Source organism: Tuberibacillus calidus DSM 17572 (assembly GCF_000430685.1).
Taxonomy (GTDB): Bacteria; Bacillota; Bacilli; order Bacillales; family Sporolactobacillaceae; genus Tuberibacillus; species Tuberibacillus calidus.
Genome location: NZ_AUMM01000021.1, coordinates 1 through 23,673 on the forward strand (window position 1 = coordinate 1; position 23,673 = coordinate 23,673).

A 23,673-nucleotide genomic window follows, 5' to 3' on the forward strand; every position below is an offset into this window, starting at 1 on the left:
TCAATGAACCAAGTGCCAAACGAACCGAAAAGGCCTTGTGTCCTTGCCTGACGTCTCCCAGTGACTTGACATATTCTTTTTCAGCTTTTGACCAGGGGATGAGGTTAGACAAGACCACCCAACGGTTATTGGGATTTAATTGTCCACCAAACGGCAGGAAAAATTCATGTGGCAGGATGAGTTGATCGGCATGATGTTCGTACAAAGTTAGTCCCTCCAAGTGCAAGGTTTTTGATAAGTTTCCGAATCATACCCTTGCATATAAATTCGACAAAAAAGTGAAAAACCCTTGTTAAATCAACATTTTTTTGTTATTCAGTAGACCCTATTTATGTTGACGGAATTATCACACATGAAGAATATCAAGAGAGTATTGAAGCAACAAAAAAGGAATTAACTGAATTAATGGAACAGAAAAATGAACTTCTTACATTGATCAATAGTGAAGATGTTCTCGAAACGATTGAAAACTCAAAGAGGAATTACTTCAATTCATAAATTTCGATGAATTAACCGAAGATATTCTTCATCGACTGATCAATCGAATCGAAGTAAAAAAAAAGACCTTACCCTGATTATCCATTATCTGTTTGCCACACCAAAAATTGGATAGAGGCAAGAGAAAACCATATCTTGCCTCGTATTTTAATTTAAAACTATCTGTGCTACGCACTCCACATGCGTCGTTTGCGGGAACATGTCGACGGGTTGGACTTCGATAGTTTGGAAGCCACCGTCTTCCAAGATGCGCAGGTCGCGGGCGAGGGTGGACGGGTTGCAAGAAACATAGACGACGCGTTTCGGCTTCATGGCGATAATTGTTTTTAGCAGTGCTTCGTCACAGCCTTTGCGCGGCGGGTCGACGACGATGACATCCGCCTTGATCCCTTTTTCATGCCAGGCAGGGATGACGTCTTCCGCTTTTCCGGCCTCAAAAAAAGCGTTGTCGAGACCGTTGAGCTCGGCATTGGCTTTAGCATCCTCAATGGCCTCCGGAACGATTTCCACCCCATAAACTTTGCCGGCTTTTTGTGCGAGAAAAAGCGAAATCGTGCCGATGCCGCAGTAGGCGTCGATCACCGTTTCCTGACCGGTAAGTTCAGCGTACTCCAGCGCTTTTTCATAAAGGACGCGCGTTTGCTGTGGATTGACTTGGTAAAAAGAACGCGCCGAAATCGCAAACTTAACCGAGCCGATCCGGTCATAAATGACATCGCGTCCCCAAATCGTTTTAGTGGTTTCGCCGAAAATGACATTTGTCCGCTTACTGTTGATATTATGGGCGATCGCTTTAATTTGCGGATACTTTTCGGTCAAACCGCGGATGAACGTTTTCCTGTGCGGAAGATCATTGGTTTTCGTCACAAGAACAACCATCACTTCCCCCGTCTCACGGCCAATGCGCACGACGATATGGCGGAGAACTCCGCGGTGGTTCGTTTCATCATAAGGCGGGATGCCGGTTTCTTTGGCGATTTTCTTGACTTCCTGAATGATTTCATCCACTGTTTCATCCGTAATCAGACAATGATCCATATCGATGATCTGGTGGCTGCGCTTTTGATAAAAACCGGCGATCAGCTCGCCGTTGCGTGCGGCCACAGGGACTTGCGCTTTATTGCGGTAGATCCAAGGGTACTCCAAGCCGAGCGTCGGCAAGACCTTGACGTCCGAAAGCCCGCCAATTCGCTCCAACGCATCTATAACTTGTTTTTGTTTATATTTCAACTGACCTGTATAGCTTAAATGCTGCAACTGGCATCCTCCGCAGCGACCGTAGATGTCACAGAGCGGGTCCACGCGGTCGGGGCTTTTTTCCAATCGTTCTTCCACCTTGCCGTACCCGTAGTCCTTCTTTGTATGTACCACGCGAATTTTCGCTTTTTCACCAGGGAGGCTGTCTGGAACAAATAATGTATAGCCCTCTATTTTAGCAACACCTGCTCCCTCGTGGGTTAAGTCGGTAATCTCAGCGGTGATGAGTTGATTTTTTTGAACCGGTGGTTGCAAGTCGCATCCCTCACTTTCTGAAAAAGAAAAGACAGATGCGGAATCTGCCTTAAAAATACAACGCGTTTAATAGTTTGTACTCTCTTTATACTTTTCAGCCGTCCGCTCGGGGACGACGAGGTCAATATGATGATGCAGATTTTCAAAAGCAGCCGGAAAATGTCCGCCGAATTCTCCGTCGAGGTTCAGCTGCATCGATTCATCCGCTTCGACTTTAATATGACTGGCTTTCGCGTAAACAACCTTATCATCATGTATGTGCTCCCCTTTTAAAGCAAGGCGGGCGAGCCGGATAAATTCCGCGAGATTCGTCTTTTTTAAAATCAGCAAGTCAAACATACCGTCACTGAGTGAGGCTTCGGGTGCCAACCGCTCGAACCCTGCGACTGAGTTGGAATTGGCGACGAAAAACAGCATGATCTCGCCTTCAAACAGTTTCCCGTCGTATTCAATTTTGACGTGTGTCGGGCGGATGGACGGCAGTTTTTCGATGCCTTTAAGGTAATAAGCGAGTTGTCCAAGCATTGTTTTCAAGCGGCTCGGGACTTCATAGGAAATTTCCGTCAGTTTTCCACCACCGGAGATATAAATAAAATAGTGATCATTGACTTTTCCGATGTCTAGCGGAATGGTATGGCCTGCGGCTAGGACATCACAGGCTTTTTTTATATCTTTTGTCATGCCGATCGCCCGTGCGAAATCATTCGTCGTGCCCATCGGGATGATGCCGAGCTTGGGACGCTCCGGCATATCGCCAAGACCGTTAACGACTTCATTGAGGGTGCCGTCACCGCCCGCCGCAATCACTAAATCAAACCGACGTTCTACCGCCGCGCGCGCAGCAACCGTTGCATCTCCGGGTCCTTTCGTCGCATGACACGAGGTTTCAAAGCCTGCTTGTTCCAATCGGTCTAATATGTATGGGATATTGCGCCTGATTTGTTCCCGTCCAGATGTCGGGTTATAGATGAGCCGTGCCCGTTTCATAATATCACCATGCTTTACGATTCCTGTGTAAAAAGGCCAGCTCCCGTTCAGAGGACAGCTGCAATCCTGACTAACATTATACGTGAAATTCGAAAGGAAAGCGAATGAGAAGGGGAATTAAGGAAATTCGGGCTTAATCACAGCTTCGGCTTGTTTTTTCTGCTTCGATTTTCAAATGGCTGTGCTTTGATTCTTCACTTTTCAAATTGGTTTTTACGTATAATGAAGCGAATCCAGATCCGGTTAGAGCCTTCTTCCCCGAATTTTTAGTCGCAATATCCCCATAAAATGGAGCCATTAAATATTTTCTACAATTGCCCGGATGGCGCTTAGGTCCTCAGGGGTGAGCTTGACGTCGGCCGCTTTGACTGTGCCTTGAATGTGTCCCGGGCGGCGCCCCCCTGGGATGACGGCATCAACCCCGTTTTGCGCTAGCAGCCAGGCAAGCGCTAAATTCGGCAAATTCGTGCCTTTTGTTTCGGCGATTTCTTTCAGTTTTTCCGTAGCGGCGATTTTTTTCTCAAATTCATCTTGTGACCAGCGTTTCGGTGCCGGGTCTGTTTTTTTATACTTGCCGCTTAAGAGACCTGAGGCTAGCGGAAAGTAAGGGATAAAAGAAATATCGTTTGCCGCGCAGTAAGGTAAAAGATCTGCTTCTACCCGGCGGTCAAAAAGATTGTATCCCGATTGCAAGGCGCTAATCGGACATGTTCTGTCTGCTTCTTTCAATTGATCCAAGTTCAAATTGGAGACGCCAATCGCCCGAATTTTTCCTTCTTCTTTCAGGCGTGAAAGTTCACCAACGGATTCCGCGATCGGCGTTTCACCATCGGGAAAATGGAGATAGTAAAGATCGACATAATCGGTGCCCAGTCTTTTCAGGCTCGCTTCAAGGGCCCGGCGCAAGTATTCAGGGCGGTTATTTTTCCTGACATTGCCGTTATCATCCCATTCATTCCCGCCTTTTGTAGCGATGATAAGCTCCTCACGCCTGGCACCGATTTCCCTTAGCACTTCTCCGATTAATTCTTCGGAACGGCCGTGGCCGTAGACGTCAGCTGTATCAATAAAATTGACACCGAGAGCGATCGCTTCTTTGACAAAATTTTTCCCTTCCGTTTCGCTTAAATCTTTATAATAATTGTGGCCGCCGACTTTATTGGTGCCGATGCCAATGACAGTAATGGACATGTCCGTTTTCTTTAAAGTTGTAAAGCGCATGATCTTATCACTCCTCAAATTGAGATTTTTCGAACCCGACCTGGTACGCTTGTTCAAATGACCGAGCTTTACAAAATTTACGTCCTGAATGGTTAGTCAAAATGATCCTTCTTATATATGCACACACCCACAAAATCAGGGACAATAGATGGCTTTTTCAAAGGGTTTCCTTTCAGATAAATGAACAAGCTTTACAAAATGGAGTTTTCCCGGACATCTGTTTCGTAAGCCAACAGCGCTCCTTCGTAGATGGCGCGTTTGGCATCGAGTTCGCCAGCAAGCCTCGCCCCGCCGATCACCGATACCTTAATGCCATGTTCCTTTAAAAGCTCCAGATTTTCTAAAGACACCGACTCTTGCCCACTCGCCAAGATCACCGTATCAGCAGGGATGAGTTGGAGGGTTGTTTCACCGTTTTCTAATTTTTTCTCAATGAGTACACCATCGGGTTGAATCGCCCGATAGGACAACTCACTGAAAAACTGTACACCGCTTTGCCTGAGATGCGAAAGAAGCGCCCACTTGGTCGTCTTGCCGAGGCCTTGCCCCATTTTTCCATGACGCCGAAGTAAAGTGATGGAATGCGCATTCTGTGCGAGCAAAAAGTGGGCCACATCGCAAGCTACACCGCCTGCGCCAATGATGACGACACGGGGACCTACCTGCTGCGGGTTACGAAAACTTTCCGCATAAGTCATCACATGTGGGCTGTCGATTCCCGGAATATCGGGAATCCGCGGTTTCACACCGGTTGCCACCACCACTTCTGCGAAACCTTCATGAAGCAACGCCTCCGATGAGGGAGCCGTCTGCAGCCGAATATCCACCCCTAAGCGGTCAAGTTCGTTTTTATAATAACGGAGTGTTTCATTAAATTCACCCTTGGTTGGCACGAGTCGGGCATAGTTCAACTGGCCGCCAAGCATGGCGCCGGCTTCAAAAAGCGTCACCGCCTCGCCTTTTTCAGATAAAGCCCTTGCCGCTTCGAGTCCGGCAGGTCCACCGCCGACCACGGCAACCTTTTTCGGGGTTTTAGCTTTGTGCATGACCCATTTATATTCCCTGCCCGCCCGGGGATTGACTAAACATGAAGCGGGTTTGCCTTCAAAAATATGGTCGAGGCAGGCTTGGTTACAGGCGATGCACGTATTGATGCGATGAAAATCCCCGGCCTGCGCTTTTTGTAATAGATATGGGTCGGCAAGAAACGGCCTGGCCATGGAAACGAGGTCACACGCACCTTTTTCAATGAGCAAGTTGGCTAACCGCGGGTCGTTAATGCGGTTGGAACCGATGATCGGAATATTGACATGTGGTTTAATCCGTTCACAAACAGCCATAAATCCTGCTCGTGGGACCATCATGGAAATGGTAGGCACTTGTGATTCATGCCAGCCGATTCCGATGTTTAAAACATCCGCCCCCATCATCTCCAGCGCTTGCGCCAGCTGTATGGTTTCGGCCTCTGTCGTGCTGTTCGGGATGAGGTCTGCCCCTGACATGCGGAAAATCACGGGGAAATCCGGGCCGACGCTTTTTTTCACAGCAGAAAGAACCGATAAGGCAAAACGCATCCGGTTTTCGAACGGACCGCCCCATTCGTCTTCGCGGTGATTTGTTACGGGCGAAAGAAATTGGTTAATAAGGTAGCCTTCCGAGCCCATGATTTCGACGGCATCAAAACCGACTTCGACCGCCCGTTCGGCGGCGATGCAATATTGGTCAATGAGTTCGTGTATCTCTTCGGACGTTAATTCCCGTGGGGTATGGCGATGAATCGGTGACTTGATTGCGGAAGGGGCAACTGATGAATAGCCGGTGAGTTCTGGCATGGAGTAGCGACCGGCATGAAACAATTGCGCCCCGATTTTTCCCCCGACATCGTGGACAGACGTTGTGATTTTTTTCATCACTTCAAGATCATGACTACGGTAAAAGCCGAGAAAATGAGGTCCGCCTTCACCCTCCGGTGCCACAGCAATGCCGCCTGTAATAATGAGGCCGGGGCCGCCAGCTTTGGCACGCTCTTTATAAAAAGTGGCCAGCGCCTCACCGCTTTGATCCACGCCCTCCAACCCGACATGCATCGACCCCATGATGACGCGATTTCGGAATGTCGTTCCGGCAAGTTGAATCGGTGATAAAAGTGTATCCAATCCCACAGCAGGCATCTCCTTTTCCTTATTTCACAAAAATGTTCTGACAAAAACACGGATTCCATATTCGTCAGCTTCTATGACAAAATTTCTTGTTTATACGCAATCTTTTTTTAAATGGTCTATATAATTTTTCTATTAAAGCCTATGAAAATCCTTTTTAAAAAAGGACAGGATTGGGAGAGTTTTCGACAGGGGCAAGGCTCGGGGGGTACACTATAACGCGTCAATTAAAAGGAGATTTTTTCTATGCTCTGTTCAAGGAAAGGATGCGAGGGGTTTCCATGTTAAAAAACCCCTGCTTGAGAGAGCAGGGGCCTGAAGCTTAGCGTTTAGCGATTTCTTCAAGAATAATTTTATTGACCATGGGCGGGTTGGCTTGTCCACGCGTTTTCTTCATCACTTCACCGACAAGGAAACCGAGCGCGCGATCTTTGCCGTTTTTATAATCAATGATTGATTGTTCGTTGGCGTCGAGAATCGGCAGGATGATTTCGCGCAGGGCACCTTCGTCGGAGATTTGCACCAACCCTTTTTCCTTGACGATTTGTTCTGGATCGCCGCCGTTTTTCATTAACTCTTTGAAAACTTTCTTAGCGATTTTTGATGAAATCGTGCCCTTTTCGATGAGGGCGATCAATTTCGCGAGCGCCTCTGGAGTCATTGGGATGTCCGTGATGTCCAAGTTTTCCGCGTTCAAATAGCCATTGACTTCACCCATGAGCCAGTTAGACGCTTGCTTGGCATCTGCACCTGCTGCGATGGTTGCTTCGAAAAAGTCGGCCATCGCTTTCACTTGGGTTAATACGTCCGCATCATATGCTGGCAGGCCGAGTTCGTTGATGTAACGCGCTTTCCGCGCATCGGGAAGTTCTGGAATCTGAGCGCGGACTTTTTCTTTCCAAGCGTCATCAATGTGCAACTTCACCAAATCCGGTTCCGGGAAGTAGCGGTAATCTTCGGATCCTTCTTTCACCCTCATTAAAATGGTTGTTTTGGTGGCTTCATCGAAACGGCGGGTTTCCTGTTGGATGATGCCGCCGGAAAGCAGCACGCGCGCTTGCCGTTCTTGTTCATATTCCAACCCTTTTTGCACGAAGCTAAAAGAGTTTAAGTTTTTCAATTCGGTTTTTGTTCCAAATTCTTCTTGGCCGTATGGACGGAGTGAAAGGTTCGCATCACAGCGGAGCGAGCCTTCTTCCATTTTACAATCGGAAACACCTGTATACTGCATGATTGCCTTTAATTTTTCCAAATAAGCATAAGCTTCTTCAGGCGTCCGGATATCGGGTTCGGAGACGATTTCAATCAACGGGGTGCCGACGCGGTTGAAGTCAACAAGCGAGCCGTCTTCCACGTGCGTCAGTTTCCCGGCGTCTTCTTCAAGGTGCAAGCGGGTGATGCCGATGCGTTTTTTCTTTCCGCCGACTTCAATTTCGATATACCCATTCCGGCCGATCGGCTGGTCATATTGCGAGATTTGATAGGCTTTCGGGTTATCGGGATAAAAGTAGTTTTTTCGGTCGAACTTCGTATCCGTTGCGATTTCGCAGTTCAAGGCCATCGCTGCCCTCATGGCAAATTCCACGGCTTCTTTATTTAAAACGGGCAAAACACCGGGATGTCCGAGACAAATCGGGCAAGTATGGGTGTTCGGCGGTGCGCCAAATTCGGTGGAACAGCCGCAAAAAATTTTCGATTTGGTTTTCAATTCGACATGGACTTCAAGGCCGATAATCGTTTCAAAATTCATGCGCGTCCCACCCCTTCCAAGTTTGGTCTTAAGTTGAGGTTCGCGGCTTGTTCATAGACATGGGCCGTGCGGTAAACCGTTTCCTCAGCAAAAGGTTTGCCAATGATTTGCAAGCCAACAGGTAGCCCGTCCGATAAACCGCAAGGCACGCTGATGGCCGGCACACCGGCGAGGTTGACAGGGATCGTTAAAATGTCATTCGCATACATCGTCAGCGGATCATCCATTTTTTCACCGATTTTAAAGGCGGTTGTCGGTGTTGTTGGGCCGATGACGACATCGTATTTTTCAAAGACCTTTTCAAAGTCGCGCTTGATGAGCGTGCGCACTTTTTGCGCTTTTTTATAATAGGCGTCATAATAGCCGGAACTTAAAGCGAATGTCCCAAGCATGATGCGGCGTTTGACTTCGGGGCCAAAGCCTTGGCTGCGCGATTTTTTGTACATATCCAGCAAGTTTTCAGCTTCGGCACGCACGCCGTAGCGAACGCCGTCAAAACGGGCTAGGTTCGCCGAAGCTTCTGAAGACGCTAAGAGATAGTAAGTCGCTAGCGCATATTTCGAATGCGGCAGAGATACTTCTTCAACAACGGCCCCCAGGGATTCAAGGGTGGACAGCGCTTTTTTGACGGCTTCTTTCACGCCTTCGGATATACCTTCGCCAAGGTATTCTTTCGGCACGGCGATTTTCAACCCTTTGACTTCACCCGTGAGCGCTTTGGTGAAGTCAGGCACATCGATGTCTGCGGATGTGGAATCATACGCGTCCAAGCCGCTGATCGCTGTCAGTAAGTGAGCGTTATCTTCAACGGTTCTCGTGAACGGCCCGATTTGGTCTAGGGAAGAGGCAAAAGCGACCAAACCGAAGCGGGACACGCGGCCGTATGTCGGTTTCATGCCGACGACGCCGCAAAAAGCAGCCGGTTGACGGATCGAGCCGCCGGTATCTGAGCCTAGGGCAAATGGCACCATGCCGCTTGCGACCGCTGCGGCAGAACCGCCAGATGAGCCGCCCGGAACACGCTCCAAATCCCACGGGTTTCGCGTGACTTGAAAACCGGAGTTTTCGTTCGATGACCCCATGGCGAACTCGTCCATGTTCAATTTGCCGATGATGACACCTTTTTGTTTTTTAATGCGGTCAACCACCGTCGCATCATGAAGCGGAATAAAATTTTCTAGAAATTTGCTCGCACAGGTCGTTCTTAAGCCTTTTGTTACGATATTATCTTTAATGCCGATGGGCATACCAAAAAGCGCTTCAGGCGCTTGACCTCTTTCATTATCAAGGTTTTTGGCCGTCTCTAAAGCGTCTTCTTCATTGAGCGTTAAAAATGCTTGGATGTGTTCATCCTGAGCCTGAATTTGGGCATATGCTTCTTTGACAAGATCCGTTACGGATAAATCTTTGTTATGTAGGCGTTCTTGCAAACTTTTATAACCTTCGTCGAAAAGTGACACGCGCTTCCCTCCTCGAGTATTAGCTTTCTATGATTTTCGGCACCTTGACTTGGCCGTCGCGTTGGTCGGGAGCGTTTTTCAATGCTTCCTCGCGGGAAATCGATTCCCGAACGATATCTTCACGCAAGACATTGGACATCTCAAGAACGTGTGTCGTCTCTTCGATGCCGTCCGTGTCCAGCTCGTTCAATTGTTCCGCAAAATCAATGATATCTGCCAGGTCTTTCGTAAAAGCGCCGATCTCTTCTTCTGAAAAACTTAACCGCGCAAGTTCCGCGACATGCTCCACTTGCGCCTTCGTAATTCGCGCCAAACCACTCACCTCCGAAATTCAATCAATAGTTAGATCATACCAAATCCCGCTTCAAGTTAAAAGTGGGACGATGGGGGTCAGTCCCCCATTACGCTAGTGTATGAAAGTAATATTACGAACATTTGTGCCCTTTGTTTTTTCTAATATTCGCGTTTAGCAATTGAACTCAGCCCATTCGTTGTTTTTGGGGGTCTAATTGTTCGAAAAGGCACTTTAGTTCTTTAGTGCATTGGGGGACTGACCCCCAATAATACTTTGCATGAGGTGGGACAGGGGTTGTTGGAAGGGCCAGTCGCTTTGGGCGGGGTCTTCGAAACGCACGGGTGGCCTGCTTTTGGCGAGCCGTTCCAATTTCTCTAGAGAAGGGCTGGCCAGGGGGCGGGAGGCCGGGCGCCTGATTACCACGTTTCGTTTGGCAAGGGATTGCAGGCGATCTCGGTGGACAACCCATTTTATGACAGCGGCGGCGATATGTTTGCAGTAGTCAGCGCTGTCCGGGCACGTGCATGTAAAGAAGCATTGATCGATCCGCGGTAGCCCTCCAGTCGCTCCATCTTCAAAAAAGGCATTGACTTGATAGAGATGACTGCCTTGAACATCTGCTGTAAACCCAAAGGCTTTTTGTGTTAAATTTTCCACACAACCGTTCAAGTATAAGGTTTCTGCTTTCGCTTTGCGCCGCCGGTCGACCCGCGATAAAAATTTCTTTAACCATGCCCGATTGTCTTTATCTCTGACTAAAGTTGAGAGATCGGCCATTATGCCAACACCTTCTCCCTAAGACGAATTAAATTATACACATCCCGATCGTCCATCTCTGTAATCCAAGCATCCCCGCTGCCAATAATCCGGTCAGCCAACCCTTTTTTCTGTTCAATCAGATCATCAATCCGTTTTTCCAAAGTGCCTTCAGCGATTAGCTTATAGACATGAACATTCCGGCGCTGGCCAATCCGGTACGTGCGGTCCGTTGCTTGCTCCTCAACAGCCGGATTCCACCAACGGTCATAGTGTATGACATGATTGGCGTTCGTCAAATTCAAACCAAACCCGCCAGCCCTTAACGATAAAATGAACACCGCTTCCCTTGTTTCATTTTGAAACGCTTTGATCATCTCATCCCGCTTTTTCATCGGAACGGCCCCGTTTAAAAAGTAGATCGCGCAACCTGGAAATCGGTGCTGTATCTCTTTAATCAATAACTCACCCATTTTCACATATTGTGTGAAAACAAGGGCTCTTTCGTGATCATCCACAATCGGTTGAAGCAATTGCAAAAACCGCTCCATTTTTCCGGACGTTCTCCCGATAACGTTTTTTCCCGCTAATAGCTCCGGATGGTTGCACACTTGTTTCAGCTTGGTCAAAGCCGACAAAATTAACCCTTTTCTTTGGATCCCTGTCGCCCCACTCATCTGTTCCATTAAACGGTCCACAATCGATTGATAAAGGGAGGCCTGTTCCTCTTTTAAATGGCAATAGATTTTTAACTCATCTTTTTCCGGCAAATCACGGATAATGCGTTTATCTGTTTTTTCACGGCGGAGTAAAAACGGGCGAATCAATTTTTGTAACAACTCGGCCTTCGCCTCATCCCGCCTCGCTTCAATCGGGGTGATAAATTCCCGACGGAAGGCGGTCAAAGAACCAAGATAGCCCGGATTCAAAAAGTCCATGATTGACCAAAGTTCTTCCAATCGGTTTTCAATCGGGGTTCCGGTCAGGGCCAATCTATGTTCCGCCTTAAATCGTCTTAATTGTTGGCTCTTTTTGGCCATCGGGTTTTTAATCGCTTGGGCTTCATCTAAAATCAGCGATGACCAAACGACCTCACGCATCCAATCCGCATCTTTCACCATCAAGTTATAGCTTGTGATGACAACATCCATATCCTTTGCTTTTTTCTGAAAATCGTCTTGATTCAGACGTTCCTGTCCGTGATGGATATACACGCGCAAAGACGGCGCAAAGGTTTGGAGTTCCCTGGCCCAGTTGCCAATGACGGATGTTGGGCAAACGATTAACGCGGGATACTCCGATTTTTCTTCCTTTTCCTTTAAAAGATAAGCAATCGTTTGAATCGTTTTTCCAAGCCCCATATCATCGGCTAAGCAACCGCCCACACCCATTTTGCGAAGGTGAGTCAGCCAAGTGTACCCTCGTTTTTGATATGGCCTGAGCTTGCCTTGCAGCCCATCGGGTTCGTCTAAGTTATAATTGGGCTTTGTGACGATCGATTCGAGAAAAGCCGCGACATTTGGTGCCATCTTGACCGCCACTGCATCGTTTTCCTTTTGAGATAAGGATAGACGGAGCGCATCGGAAAACGTTGCCTTCTTTTTTAACGTCGTTTGTGAAGCCCGAATGGCGGCGTACATGGCATTCAGTTGGTCCAAGGGCAATTCGACCCACTCATCACCGCGGCGTAAAAAGCGTTGCTGCTCACGTACGAGTTTTTCGAATTCCTTCGCACTTATGTCATACTCACCAAGGGACAGGCGCCAGTTAAAATCGATAATGGCATCAAACGAGAAAACTCCGCTTGATGCGCCGACCGAAACTTGCATTGTTGCCTTTTGCTTCCTGCGATCTTTAATTTTTAACCACTCCGGAAACAGGCAAAGGATGCCGCGGTCAGCCAACTCATCGCGGCGGCTATAAATGCCCAAGACCTCGTCCGTCGAGAGTCTCGTCGCGTATACAGCCAATTCCCGTAATTTCGGGTTTAATGTTTTGATAAATTGAAGCCGTTCATCGCTCCAATCTTTCCACTGCGGCTTGCGTTTCGTAAATTCGCCTAAAGCCAACCGCTCTTTGTCACCAGTGAGGACATTCTCCGCATCGATGATGAGATCGACTTCCCAAATTCCACCGGGATAGAAAGGCTCAGCTCGGTCCAACGGCTCAAAGCGCAATCCCATCGAAAGCGGTTCAATGTTGTCCACAATGTATGAAGCTTTAAAGGACGAAAGCCCCTGATCGTACACCGTGGGGGTCCAGTTTCCGGAAAACGCGCGGATCTCTTCTTTTAGCATGAGATACTCCTCGCGCACCGCCGGATCCTTCGTCCATTGATAAAAATCACCCGAACCGTTCACTAAAAAATAAAACCATTCGGCCCAGTCGCTGTCAAAAAAGTGTTGGTTCGGCCAATCCGCCATCTCCAATTGCAAGGCTGTACGGAATTTTTGCCGAATGATTTTGTCCGCCCATGTATCAATGAGTGCAGCCATCCATGTGTTTAATGATTGTTGTGCAATCACTTCAGGGGCTAATACTTCTTCAGGAATATGGTGAAGCCAGTTGGCAATCAGCCCGGTTTCTTCCAATAAAGATTTGTCCAACAGCCAGTGCGCGCCGATCATGGTCATTTCACCTTTTTCAATCAACAGAAGATCCGGGCGATAATGACCATTTTCAATTAATATCTTGCAGGCTTGGGCAATCTCCTTAAAAAACCGAATCGACGGCCCCGCCCAAAACCATGGCGCTAATTCTTTTATATGGTGCTCATCCAATAGCACATCGAAAAAGGTTTCCATAGGGATGAAAACCCCGTCCGTTTTATAGGTGCCGTTTTCTTTCTCCATCGTCAATGTTCCGTACCAAAGCTTACCGTCTTGAATTAGCTGCTGGAAAAACGTGCTTATAGCAAGATAACTTGTCAGCTCGCTGTTTATTTTTCGGGCAAAGGAGCCATTGACATTGGTCGCCCACAAAAAGAATGCCGTTTGGCCGTCATCCTGAACGACAAAGGCTGCATTCAGTTGTTGATTCATGGCAGACACTCCATCCACACTGACAGCTTTTTCTCTCATTCGTTCTTTGTTGTTATATTAAAAAACTTACCGATTGGCACGCTTAGTAAATGCGAAAAACAGAAGCTGCGCGATCCTTAACCTTTATTCAGAATCATTGCAACGGTTTCGCCTGACTATTGTTATGCTGATAGACCGTCAAAGGAAACCGTACCTCGTAAATTTGTCAGTCTGAATGATTTTTAGCCGGTTAAGGCCAGCCAATGCGATTTATTGAATGAGCCGGATGCTATTTTATCATAACATCGGCCTAAACACCTTCTTTTTATCATATCACAAAATGGATGGAATGCCTATGGCACTTGCCCCGGAAATACAATACCGTTTAAAGTTAACTGGTTAAAGGAATGAGTCTTGCCACATCGTGTGGCTGCCATTTTTTATGGACATGCTTTTTAACAAAGATGAGCTTTGGGTCCGCTTCAATTTCATCATAATAGCCGTTTTGATACACTTTAGTTACTAACGTGGCGTGGTATCGACCATAAAAAACAATATCTCCCACTCGCGGTTGTAAGCTGTCTTTAACCAGAAAGCCGTTTCCCTGAGCATAATCATAGACATTGCGCACGCGTCTAAAGAAATAAGGTGTTTCGGGTGTATTGCCGCCGTTTTCGGTATTATAATGCTTGGGGTGCCGTTTGAAATCAGCGGTTAATAAGTCAGCTAAACGGATGCCAGCCTTCGCATAGGCGATCCGCGGGACATCAATGCATACAATGAAGCCCATTTTTCCACCGATATTTCCATAGCCGCCTTTTAGGGGATCATAGAGAACACCGACGAGTCGATTCGCCGCTTGGACAATATCTTGGGCGTTGGGGACCCCGTCACCATCGGCATCCGGGTCTTTGAGATTTGGAATGCCATCGCCATCCACATCATCGGTCGTGAACTCACCAACACCGGCTTCAGCATTCGCTTTAGCGGAGCCATGGTAGCCGTGAAAAAGCACGAGATAACCACATACACCCCCGCTGAAGACAATCACCATTAATACCGCAACCAAAACTCGCATCGACCACTTACTCATGACTAACACCCTATTCTATTATTCTAGTTTAACCAAAAAAATTTCGTTCATTCATCCAGAGTAAAGGATGAATTAGCTTCTCCTATGTAATGCATTAATAAATCCCAGCACACCCCGCGGCACACGGCGTGCAACCAAAAAGACTATTGTCTCTAGTTTTTAAGATAAAAAAACGGCAAAGTTAAAACATTATAGTCCATATTTATTAGACGATAAAATGGCTGTAGCGGTTTCGGAAAATAGCACTTTTTTTGGAATGTTGTGGAAAGCAAATAGTGAGGAAATATTAAAGGGTGTTCTACTGAATGGTGGATGCTAAGCAAAAACGAGCACAGGCGGCTTTTCGTCCGTTGAATGATGGCTTGGACATTCAGTTAAAGCTTGTATACCCAAGCTTTTAACAGCCTAACCCCTTAGAGCAGTACAGATTTCTATATTGAAAAAGACCCGCCTGAAGTCGGCAGGTCTTTTGAATCCTATTAGAATTTTTCCGTATAGGTTTTGGCTTCGAGGAAGTTTTGCAGATAGTCTGGGCCGCCGGCTTTGGCATCCGTACCGGACATTTTGAATCCGCCAAACGGTTGGTACCCGACGACCGAACCCGTGCAACCGCGGTTGACATAGAGGTTTCCGACTTCAAAATCGCGGCGGCAACGGGCAATATGCTCGCGATCGTTGGAAATGATCGAACCTGTTAAAGCATACTCAGTGTTATTGGCAATTTCGAGCATTTCGTCAAAGCTTTCTGCTTTGCAGAAGGCAACGACCGGTCCGAAAATTTCCTCTTGCATGAGGCGGTCATTCGGTTTCAAATCAGCAAAAATGGTCGGTTCAACAAAGAAGCCTTTCGAATCATCATAACCGCCACCGCATACGAGACGGCCTTCGTTTTTCCCAATTTCAATATATTCCGCAATTTTGTCAAACGCTCCTTTGTCAATGACCGGGCCCATGTAGTTGCCGTCTTTCGGTTCACCAACGCTTAAAGCTTTAGCCAACTCAACGGTTTTCGCTAAAAGTTCATCGTAAACGTCGGCGTGGGCAACAACGCGGGAGCAAGCGGAACATTTTTGGCCCGCATAGCCGTAAGCGGCACCGACAATATCCCGGGCAGCTTGGTCGAGGTCCACACCTTTATCAACAAGAATCGTATCCTTACCGCCCATTTCCGCAACGACCCGTTTCAACCAAATTTGTCCTGGTTGAACTTTCGCGGCGCGTTCATAAATTCGCGTGCCGACTTCACGGGAACCTGTGAAGCTGACAAAGCGGGTTTTCGGATGATCGACAAGATAATCGCCGACTTCTGCACCGCTACCTGGAATGTAGTTGACAACGCCTGGTGGCATGCCGGCTTCTTCAAGCACTTCCATGAATTTCGCAGCGATGACAGGCGTGTTGCTAGCCGGTTTTAACAATACCGTATTCCCCGTCACGGCAGCGGAAACAGTCATCCCACACATGATAGCCAGCGGGAAGTTCCACGGTGGAATGACAACGCCAACGCCCATAGGTTGATAGAACAATTCATTGTGATCGCCGGGTTCAGCAAGCATTTCTTGAGGCTTGCTTAAACGGATCATTTGGCGCGCATAATATTCCATAAAGTCGATCGCTTCGGAAACATCGCCATCAGCTTCCGCCCATGGCTTACCAGCTTCGTACACCATCCATGCCGAAAATTCATGCTTGCGGCGACGCACAATGGCAGCAGCGCGGATTAAAATATCGGCGCGATCGCGAGCATCCCAAGTTCTCCAAGTTTTGAACGTTTCAAGAGCTACTTGCATCGCTTTTTCGGCTAATTCCTTATTAGCTTTCGATACGGTACCAATGACTTGATCCTTTTTTGCAGGGTTAATGGAGACGATTTTTTCCTCAGTGGTAATGCGCTCGCCGCCGATAATTAAATCATAGTGTTTCCCGAGTTCGGATTCGACAAGCTTCTGAGCTTCTTGTATCGCTTTTTTGTTTTCCTCTTTGGAAAAATCCAAAGTTGGTTCATGTTTATATGGAATCATCCTTTACCCTCCTTGTAAGCGTTATCATAAGATTAATACAATATGATTTATGTTTCTATAAAACATAAAACTCTCATATATTAAGTATAGCCTATTTTCTCATCACGTTCAATTTATCGGGATTTTTACCCCATTCATAGAAAACATGACAAATAACGGGGTTTTGCCGCATGAAGGCTGACTTGTTTGACGACATATTCCATATTGTGGATTTTGCAAAAGCATTCTGAGCATGACTAACATTGATTCAGTTTTATTGGCGAATTTCGTCCTCAATTCGAGAGAGCAGAATTTTGCTTCGGATGTTCATACAACTTAAAGCTTTTGGACCTGTATTTTTAAAGGGGGCTAACCCTGCCATATGGGTTAAGCCCCCTTACGAATGAATGTCCTCTTATTTATACAATCTGTAAACGTGGACAAAAGGATGATCCATGTCCGGGGTTTTGACGACAATCGCTTCCGGTTGCTCGACGGAATTGATGTAGACCTGAACAGGAATATGTTGTGAAAAAGGAAATTGGCTATCAAGTAGGGCCGCAACATAATTGGTAAAAGAAATAACCTCGGTTGTATCGAAGAAACGGATGTTGATCGTAAACGTTAATTCGCTTAATTCATGATTCCGGTAAAAACCTTTTCCGACCACGCCGATCGCATTTGGAAAATAATTTTCCACATCTTCTTTAAATTTGTCGAATTTGTCGCTATCCCCTTTGTAATTTTTCGTTGCTACAGATGACGGAAACAACACGTATCGTTCGGCGACGGGATCCCATTTTCCAATATGGGATTGGCCGGCATCCACAACCGTTTTAGCATAGAAATGGCCAGGTATATACGAGCCAGGTGGGGATTCAATGTAAAGGGCGATGACGATTGGGACATTTTCCAGTCCCTTGATGTTTCTTACCCGCTGTAATACTTTTTCTGCATATAATTTTCCCTGAGCCTTCACTTTTTCCTGATCTAAAACGACGTCGGCGGTATAGGTTTTGCCGTCTTTTTTATTATATAAGCTGTCGGTATAAACCGAATTGACCGAAACGGCCAAGGAAATGCCGCCGAGTTTATAGGGATCGACGGATTTCAAATAATCTTGTTCATGAATATAACTTAAAATTTTGGGGGCATCAGCCGCCTGTTCACCAAGGTCTTTACCTTTGCCGAGGGGCGGGTTCAAGCCATTGGGATAGGCTTTGCTTTTCCGGGCAAGCATCTGATCAATTTCTTTTGGACTGATATATTTTCCATTTTGAAAATAATACGAGTCCGGGTCAAAAGTCGCCTTCGACAATCGCATGAGTCCGGTTTCGATTTCATCAATATCCACGCGATTATCGACCCCGTATTGAATGTAGCCGCGCGTCTCACTTTGTTTGTTTGTATGATAAATCCGGTATTCTTTATCGTTTTCCTGCGGGACAACGGTGACATTATCTGACCCTTTTTCGGGATTTTTAATAATTTTTTGATTTTCGTTGTTCCCGGACCATGGAGGTTGGCAAGCGGTTAACGCAAAAAGCGCGATCCCTGCCAATAACCCTGTAAACCACTTTCTCAAAATGCCCACTCCTCATGTATTTAAAGCTTCCATAAAACGAGCTTCATCCCAAATTTCGATGCCGAGCGCTTCGGCTTTGGTCAGCTTGGAACCCGCATCTTCTCCGGCGATGACGAGGTCGGTTTTCTTGCTGACGCTGCCTGTCACTTTGCCGCCAAGCTTTTCGATGGCGCTTCGGGCTTCATCCCTGGACATCGCCGAAAGCTTACCGGTCAAGACAACGGTTTTCCCGTTAAACGGCGAATCAGCCGCATTCGCTTCTTGGGTTGTCCCACCCGTGTAAGTCATATTGAGCCCGTAACTTTTCAATTCGCCGATCAACGCGCGCACGTCCGGACTGGAAAAATACGTGCGGATGGAATCCGCCATTTTATCACCGATTTCTTCAACGCTGAGCAGTTCTTCGGTTGTTGCCGCCATGAGCCGGTCAATTGTTCCGAATGCTTGCGCCAAAGTTTTTGCGGCTTTGGCACCGATATAGCGAATGCCAAGGCCAAACAGCAAGCGCTCCAAAGAATTTTTCTTCGACTCGGCGATGGCGGAAAGCAAATTACGAACCGACTTATCACCCATGCGTTCCAGCTTTATCAAGTCGTCATAAGTGAGTGCATAGATGTCGGCGACATCTTGAACTAAATCATTTTTAAACAATTGTTTAATGACTTTCTCACCGAGCCCATCGATGTTCATCGCATTGCGCGAAACAAAATGAATGAGCCCTTCTTGAATTTGCGCCGGGCATTTCGGATTGATGCACCGTAGAGCGGCTTCGCCTTCAATGCGCACTAAGTCGCTTCCGCAATCGGGACACTGTTCAGGCATCCGAAACGGGACTTCCCTTCCGGTGCGGCGTTCCTTGAGTACGCGAACGACCTCTGGGATAATGTCGCCGGCTTTGTGAATGACGACTTGATCGCCGATGCGGATGTCTTTTTCACGAATATAATCTTCGTTATGCAGGGTAGCTCGTCCGACGGTCGTTCCGGCAACCTGAACGGGGGTCAATACCGCCGTAGGCGTAATCGCACCGGTCCGGCCGACGGTAAGGGCGATGCCTTCAACGGTCGTCACAACTTCTTCCGCTGGGAATTTATAAGCGATAGCCCAGCGCGGACTTTTTGCCGTAAAGCCGAGCATCCTTTGCTGTTCCAGTGAATCGACTTTAATGACGATACCGTCAATGTCATAAGGGAGTTCCGGGCGCTTTTCCGTCCAATAGGCAATAAAATCGAGCACTTTTTGCAGTGAATCGCAGCGACGCCATTCCGGGTTCGTTTTAAGCCCCAAGGATTGAATCCATTCGAGCCCATCGCTATGGCGGCGTAGTTCCTTGCCATCGGTCGAACCGATTTGATAGAGAAAAACATCCAGCTTGCGGTCTGCGGCTATTTTCGGATCCAGTTGTCTTAATGAACCGCTGGCCGCATTGCGGGGATTGGCAAACAATGGTTCGCCGGCTTCAGCCCGCCGTTTGTTCAAGCGCTCAAAAGAGGCCCTCGGCATATACGCTTCCCCGCGCACTTCGAGATTCACCGGTTGTTTCAGCTTAAGAGGAACAGAACGGATCGTTTTAATATTTTGCGTAATATCTTCACCAGTTGTTCCATCACCACGGGTAGCTCCGAGGACGAGCTGTCCATTTTCATAAGTAAGGCTGACGGCCAAACCATCAATTTTTAATTCGGCGACGTAAGTCACTTTTTGATCGCCGACGCCTTGGCGGACGCGCCGGTCAAAATCACGCAGGTCCGCCTCGTCAAAGGCATTGCCCAAGCTCAACATCGGGGTTTTGTGAATGACCTTTTGGAACGCTTTTAACGGCTCAGCCCCGACGCGTTGTGTAGGAGAATCTGGCGTGATCAATTCCGGGTGGGCCGCCTCAATGTCAATTAATTCTTTCATCAACCGGTCGTATTCACTGTCAGGTACGCTTGGGTTATCGAGCACGTAATACTCGTAATTATATTGGTCAAGGAGCTCTCTTAACTGGTGCACGCGATCCATGATCGATTTGTCCAAATGGTTCGCCTCCTTATTTGGCTTTCTCTATTGGGGCAAACGAAGCGAGCACCCGTTTGATGCCGATCGGTTTTGGGAAAGCGATGTCGAGTTCGAGGGAATTACCTTCCCCCTTCATGGCGACAACCGTCCCTTCGCCCCATTTTTTATGAATCAATCGATCACCGACGGACCATTCGGTTTCGACATTGACATTTTTCTTTAATATCGGAGGTCGGACGGAAGTAGACGGCGCATTAAATCTCCCGCCAAAACGCGGGTTTTCTCCTCCAACCCTTTTGATGAGATGTTCGGGAATTTCTTCTATGAATCGGGATTCCCGGTTCATGTTGGTGTTCCCGTAAAGCGTCCGCATTTGGGCGTTGGTGAGATAAAGCTTCTTTTCCGCTCGGGTAATGCCGACGTAAGCAAGGCGGCGCTCTTCCGCCATTTCTTCTTCATCAGACAGCGCCCGAAAATGCGGAAACACGCTTTCCTCCATGCCGGCGATAAAGACGATGGGAAACTCCAACCCTTTTGCCGAGTGAAGCGTCATGAGAGTGACGCCTTCACCTGTAGGAGCCGCCGTTTCTTCATCGGTGCCATAATCGCTATCCAGCGCAAGCTCTGTTAAAAAGGCGATGAGGCTTTTATCATCGTTGCTTTCCTCAAACTCTTTCGTTACCGATAAAAATTCTTCCAAGTTTTCTAATCGGCTTTGGGCTTCCAAAGTCTTTTCATTAACAAGTTCTGCTCGGTAACCGGACTTGTCCAACACTTCTTCAACCAATTCCGTGACAGAAAGATATTCTTGCATCTTCGACCAATTGAAAATCAGTTCGCTAAACGCGGTTAAAGCTTTGGCGGCTTTGGCCGCAACGCCAGTTTCTTCGATTTCCTTAACCGCTTGCATGAGCGACAAGTCATGCCTCAACGCATAATCCGCCAGGCGATCGAGTGAAGAAGCGCCGATACCGCGTTTCGGAACATTTGCCACTCGGGCAAAACTTAAGTCATCATTGGGGTTGGCGACAAGCCGCAAATACGCCAGCAAATCTTTAATTTCTTTTCGCTCATAGAATTTGATGCCGCCAACCATCCGGTAGGGAATGTTGGCTTTGATCAGCATCTCTTCTAGCACCCGGGATTGGGCGTTTGTCCGATATAAAACGGCGATATCGTTGTAACTTGCGCCATTGTTTTTCCATTCATTGATTTTCCCGGCAATGAAACGTCCTTCATCATGTTCATTATCGGCGCGGTAATACTCAATGTCCGATCCTTCGGCATTCTCCGTCCATAACACTTTCGGCTTGCGGTTCGGGTTGTTTTCGATCACCGCATTGGCAGCTTCGAGAATTTTTTTCGTCGAGCGGTAATTTTGCTCCAATAAAATCACTTTGGCGTCCGGATAATCTTTTTCAAAGTCGAGGATATTTTGAATATCCGCCCCTCTCCAGCGGTAAATCGATTGATCCGAATCGCCGACGACGCAAAGATTCTTAAAGCGTCCGGCCAAAAGATTGACAAGGGTATATTGCGCATGGTTCGTATCTTGGTATTCATCAACATGAATATATTGGAATTTGCGGCGATAGTAATCCAGTGCTTCAGGAACGCGGCGAAACAGGTGAATGGTCGTCATGATCAGATCATCAAAATCAAGCGAGTGGTTTTTGAGGAGTCTTTTTTCATATTCCGCATAAACATCGCGGACAATTTCCTCATAAGGCCCACGAGCGGTTTTGGCATAGGCACTGGCGTCTTTTAACTCGTTTTTGGCTGTGCTGATCGTCCCAAGAATGGCCCGTGGTGTAAATTTTTTTGCATCGATATTGAGATCTTTTAAAATTTGCTTCATCACCGACAGCTGGTCCGTGGCATCGAGAATGGTAAAGTTTTTGCTGATGCCGATTCGGTCAATGTCGCGGCGAAGAATGCGCACACACATCGAGTGAAACGTCGAGACCCATAAATCTTCAGCAAGCGGACCCGTAAGTTTTGCCAACCGCTCCTTCATTTCCTTTGCGGCCTTGTTCGTAAAGGTGATCGCCAAAATATTCCACGGAGCGACTTCTTTTTCGAGCATTAAATAGGCAATGCGGTGGGTTAACACCCGCGTTTTGCCGCTTCCCGCACCAGCCATGATTAATAGCGGGCCTTCCGTATGTTTGACTGCTTGTTTTTGTTCGGGGTTTAGTCCGTTCAATAAGTTTTCCGCTAAATCTTGCAAAATGTCCGCCCCCTACTGTTTTTTCATGCTTTTTACCGCTTGAACGGTTTGAAGCGCCGCCTCAAGATTTTCGTAAACCGCGTTGCCAACGACGATCGTATCGGCATATTCGGCCATTTGCTCAGCTTTCTCTGGACTGTCAATGCCGCCACCATAAAAAAGACGGGTTTTCTCGAGTCCCTTTCTTGCCGCCCGGACCATTTCCAAGTCGCCATAAGCGCCGCTGTATTCTAAGTAAAAAATGGGTAGCCGGAACATGCGCTCAGCCATCATGGCATATGCCTCAACATCCTCGGCATCAAGTGTCGTACGCGCTTCGGTGAGACGTGCGGCTTTCGCATTCGGATTGAGAATGCAGTAGCCCTCCGCAATGATCTCATCCCAATTCATCGTTCTCCCAAACATTTTCACAGCCTCATGATGGCGTTTCACAATCCAGTCAACTTTTTCCGAATTTAATACCGTCGGGATTAAATAAAAATCAAAGCCAGGGGTGACCGCTTCGAGCGCGGAGATTTCCAAGGCGCAATCAATCGCGTATCGGCGCACACGGCTTAAAAGCGACAGCGTATTGTCCAGCGTGACACCATCGGTTCCGCCGACGATGACCGCATCTGTCCCCGATTCGCAAACTTTCTCCAAATCGCGGTCACTCAGTTCTTTATTTGGATCCAATTTAAAGACGTGTTGCCACGTTCGATATGCATTCATAAATAAAAATCCTCCCAGAATACTCTAGAAGGATTTTACCATAAATTCAATTGCTTTTCCGCAATTGACCTAGTCCTTATTCTTTGGCTTCTTGTTTTTCTGACTCCATTATTCTTTCAAGTGTCATTTTATAGCTGTCATTGCCGAAGTTTATGCAGCGCTTCACCCTGGAGATGGTCGCGGCACTTGCTCCTGTTTCTTTTTCAATGCGCTGATACGTATAGCCTTGAAGAAGCATGCGAGCAACCGCATAGCGCTGCGAAATGGACTGTATTTCTCCCATCGTGCAGAGATCATCGAAAAATCGATAACATTCTTCGAGATCTCTCAGTGATAAAATAGCTTTAAATAGCTGATCAAGTGATTCGCCGCGCAATTTATCAATCTGCATGACT

Annotated in this window: 16 protein-coding genes and 1 pseudogene; all 17 read right to left on the bottom strand. The window is 47.3% G+C overall.

Going from position 1 to position 23,673, the window contains the following annotated elements:
* Window positions 1-205 (bottom strand): annotated as a pseudogene (locus H532_RS18085) (IS5/IS1182 family transposase); the annotation flags it as partial.
* Window positions 206-645: 440 nt separating this feature from the next.
* Entirely contained in the window at window positions 646-2,010 is a 1,365-nt protein-coding gene (gene rlmD, locus H532_RS0106560) for a 23S rRNA (uracil(1939)-C(5))-methyltransferase RlmD (protein ID WP_027724830.1), read from the bottom strand.
* A 66-nt stretch (window positions 2,011-2,076) separates the two neighbouring features.
* A complete protein-coding gene (locus H532_RS0106565; RefSeq protein WP_027724831.1) occupies window positions 2,077-2,997 on the bottom strand; it encodes a diacylglycerol kinase in 921 nt (306 codons plus the stop codon).
* Between the two features lie 297 nt (window positions 2,998-3,294).
* Window positions 3,295-4,218: an aldo/keto reductase gene (locus H532_RS0106575; RefSeq protein ID WP_027724832.1), complete on the bottom strand. Its 924-nt coding sequence runs from the start codon at window positions 4,216-4,218 to the stop codon at window positions 3,295-3,297.
* Between the two features lie 191 nt (window positions 4,219-4,409).
* Window positions 4,410-6,380, bottom strand: coding sequence for an oxidoreductase (locus H532_RS0106580; protein ID WP_027724833.1), 1,971 nt, complete (start codon window positions 6,378-6,380; stop codon window positions 4,410-4,412).
* Between the two features lie 319 nt (window positions 6,381-6,699).
* Window positions 6,700-8,127 carry an Asp-tRNA(Asn)/Glu-tRNA(Gln) amidotransferase subunit GatB gene (gene gatB, locus H532_RS0106585; protein WP_027724834.1) on the bottom strand — a complete coding sequence of 476 codons (1,428 nt, stop codon included), beginning with the start codon at window positions 8,125-8,127 and terminating at the stop codon, window positions 6,700-6,702.
* Window positions 8,124-9,587 (bottom strand): Asp-tRNA(Asn)/Glu-tRNA(Gln) amidotransferase subunit GatA, encoded by a 1,464-nt coding sequence (gene gatA, locus H532_RS0106590; RefSeq protein WP_027724835.1) that lies wholly within the window; start codon window positions 9,585-9,587, stop codon window positions 8,124-8,126. The genes gatB and gatA overlap by 4 nt, the downstream gene beginning before the upstream one ends.
* Window positions 9,588-9,606: 19 nt before the next feature.
* A complete protein-coding gene (gene gatC / locus H532_RS0106595; protein WP_027724836.1) occupies window positions 9,607-9,900 on the bottom strand; it encodes an Asp-tRNA(Asn)/Glu-tRNA(Gln) amidotransferase subunit GatC in 294 nt (97 codons plus the stop codon).
* A gap of 213 nt (window positions 9,901-10,113) precedes the next feature.
* On the bottom strand, window positions 10,114-10,659 hold the full coding sequence (locus tag H532_RS0106600; protein ID WP_027724837.1) for an SWIM zinc finger family protein: 546 nt from the start codon (window positions 10,657-10,659) through the stop codon (window positions 10,114-10,116).
* Window positions 10,659-13,679 carry a DEAD/DEAH box helicase gene (locus H532_RS19520; RefSeq protein WP_051263187.1) on the bottom strand — a complete coding sequence of 1,007 codons (3,021 nt, stop codon included), beginning with the start codon at window positions 13,677-13,679 and terminating at the stop codon, window positions 10,659-10,661. The genes H532_RS0106600 and H532_RS19520 overlap by 1 nt, the downstream gene beginning before the upstream one ends.
* A 370-nt stretch (window positions 13,680-14,049) precedes the next feature.
* Entirely contained in the window at window positions 14,050-14,751 is a 702-nt protein-coding gene (locus H532_RS0106610) for a thrombospondin type 3 repeat-containing protein (protein WP_027724838.1), read from the bottom strand.
* A 479-nt stretch (window positions 14,752-15,230) separates the two neighbouring features.
* A complete protein-coding gene (gene pruA / locus H532_RS0106620; protein ID WP_027724839.1) occupies window positions 15,231-16,772 on the bottom strand; it encodes an L-glutamate gamma-semialdehyde dehydrogenase in 1,542 nt (513 codons plus the stop codon).
* Between the two features lie 394 nt (window positions 16,773-17,166).
* A complete protein-coding gene (locus H532_RS18095; protein ID WP_051263188.1) occupies window positions 17,167-18,336 on the bottom strand; it encodes a CamS family sex pheromone protein in 1,170 nt (389 codons plus the stop codon).
* Between the two features lie 12 nt (window positions 18,337-18,348).
* A complete protein-coding gene (gene ligA / locus H532_RS0106635; RefSeq protein ID WP_425426241.1) occupies window positions 18,349-20,340 on the bottom strand; it encodes an NAD-dependent DNA ligase LigA in 1,992 nt (663 codons plus the stop codon).
* 28 nt (window positions 20,341-20,368) lie between these two features.
* Complete coding sequence (gene pcrA, locus H532_RS0106640; RefSeq protein ID WP_027724841.1) at window positions 20,369-22,567, bottom strand: DNA helicase PcrA; 2,199 nt, start codon at window positions 22,565-22,567, stop codon at window positions 20,369-20,371.
* 12 nt (window positions 22,568-22,579) lie between these two features.
* Window positions 22,580-23,278: a heptaprenylglyceryl phosphate synthase gene (pcrB, locus tag H532_RS0106645; RefSeq protein WP_027724842.1), complete on the bottom strand. Its 699-nt coding sequence runs from the start codon at window positions 23,276-23,278 to the stop codon at window positions 22,580-22,582.
* Between the two features lie 76 nt (window positions 23,279-23,354).
* The gene (locus H532_RS0106650; protein ID WP_027724843.1) at window positions 23,355-23,669 is read right to left on the bottom strand and encodes a YerC/YecD family TrpR-related protein; all 315 of its coding nucleotides are present in this window, start codon (window positions 23,667-23,669) and stop codon (window positions 23,355-23,357) included.
* Between the last annotated feature and the right edge of the window lie 4 nt (window positions 23,670-23,673).

What these genes read in the sequence shown, in the direction of transcription:
- H532_RS0106565 (WP_027724831.1), bottom strand. Translation starts at nt 2,997, where the DNA reads ATGAAACGGGCACGGCTCATCTATAACCCGACATCTGGACGGGAACAA.
- H532_RS0106575 (WP_027724832.1), bottom strand. Translation starts at nt 4,218, where the DNA reads ATGCGCTTTACAACTTTAAAGAAAACGGACATGTCCATTACTGTCATT.
- gatB (WP_027724834.1), bottom strand. Translation starts at nt 8,127, where the DNA reads ATGAATTTTGAAACGATTATCGGCCTTGAAGTCCATGTCGAATTGAAA.
- H532_RS0106600 (WP_027724837.1), bottom strand. Translation starts at nt 10,659, where the DNA reads ATGGCCGATCTCTCAACTTTAGTCAGAGATAAAGACAATCGGGCATGG.
- H532_RS19520 (WP_051263187.1), bottom strand. Translation starts at nt 13,679, where the DNA reads ATGAATCAACAACTGAATGCAGCCTTTGTCGTTCAGGATGACGGCCAA.
- H532_RS0106610 (WP_027724838.1), bottom strand. Translation starts at nt 14,751, where the DNA reads ATGAGTAAGTGGTCGATGCGAGTTTTGGTTGCGGTATTAATGGTGATT.
- pruA (WP_027724839.1), bottom strand. Translation starts at nt 16,772, where the DNA reads ATGATTCCATATAAACATGAACCAACTTTGGATTTTTCCAAAGAGGAA.
- ligA (WP_425426241.1), bottom strand. Translation starts at nt 20,340, where the DNA reads ATGGATCGCGTGCACCAGTTAAGAGAGCTCCTTGACCAATATAATTAC.
- pcrB (WP_027724842.1), bottom strand. Translation starts at nt 23,278, where the DNA reads ATGAATGCATATCGAACGTGGCAACACGTCTTTAAATTGGATCCAAAT.
- H532_RS0106650 (WP_027724843.1), bottom strand. Translation starts at nt 23,669, where the DNA reads ATGCAGATTGATAAATTGCGCGGCGAATCACTTGATCAGCTATTTAAA.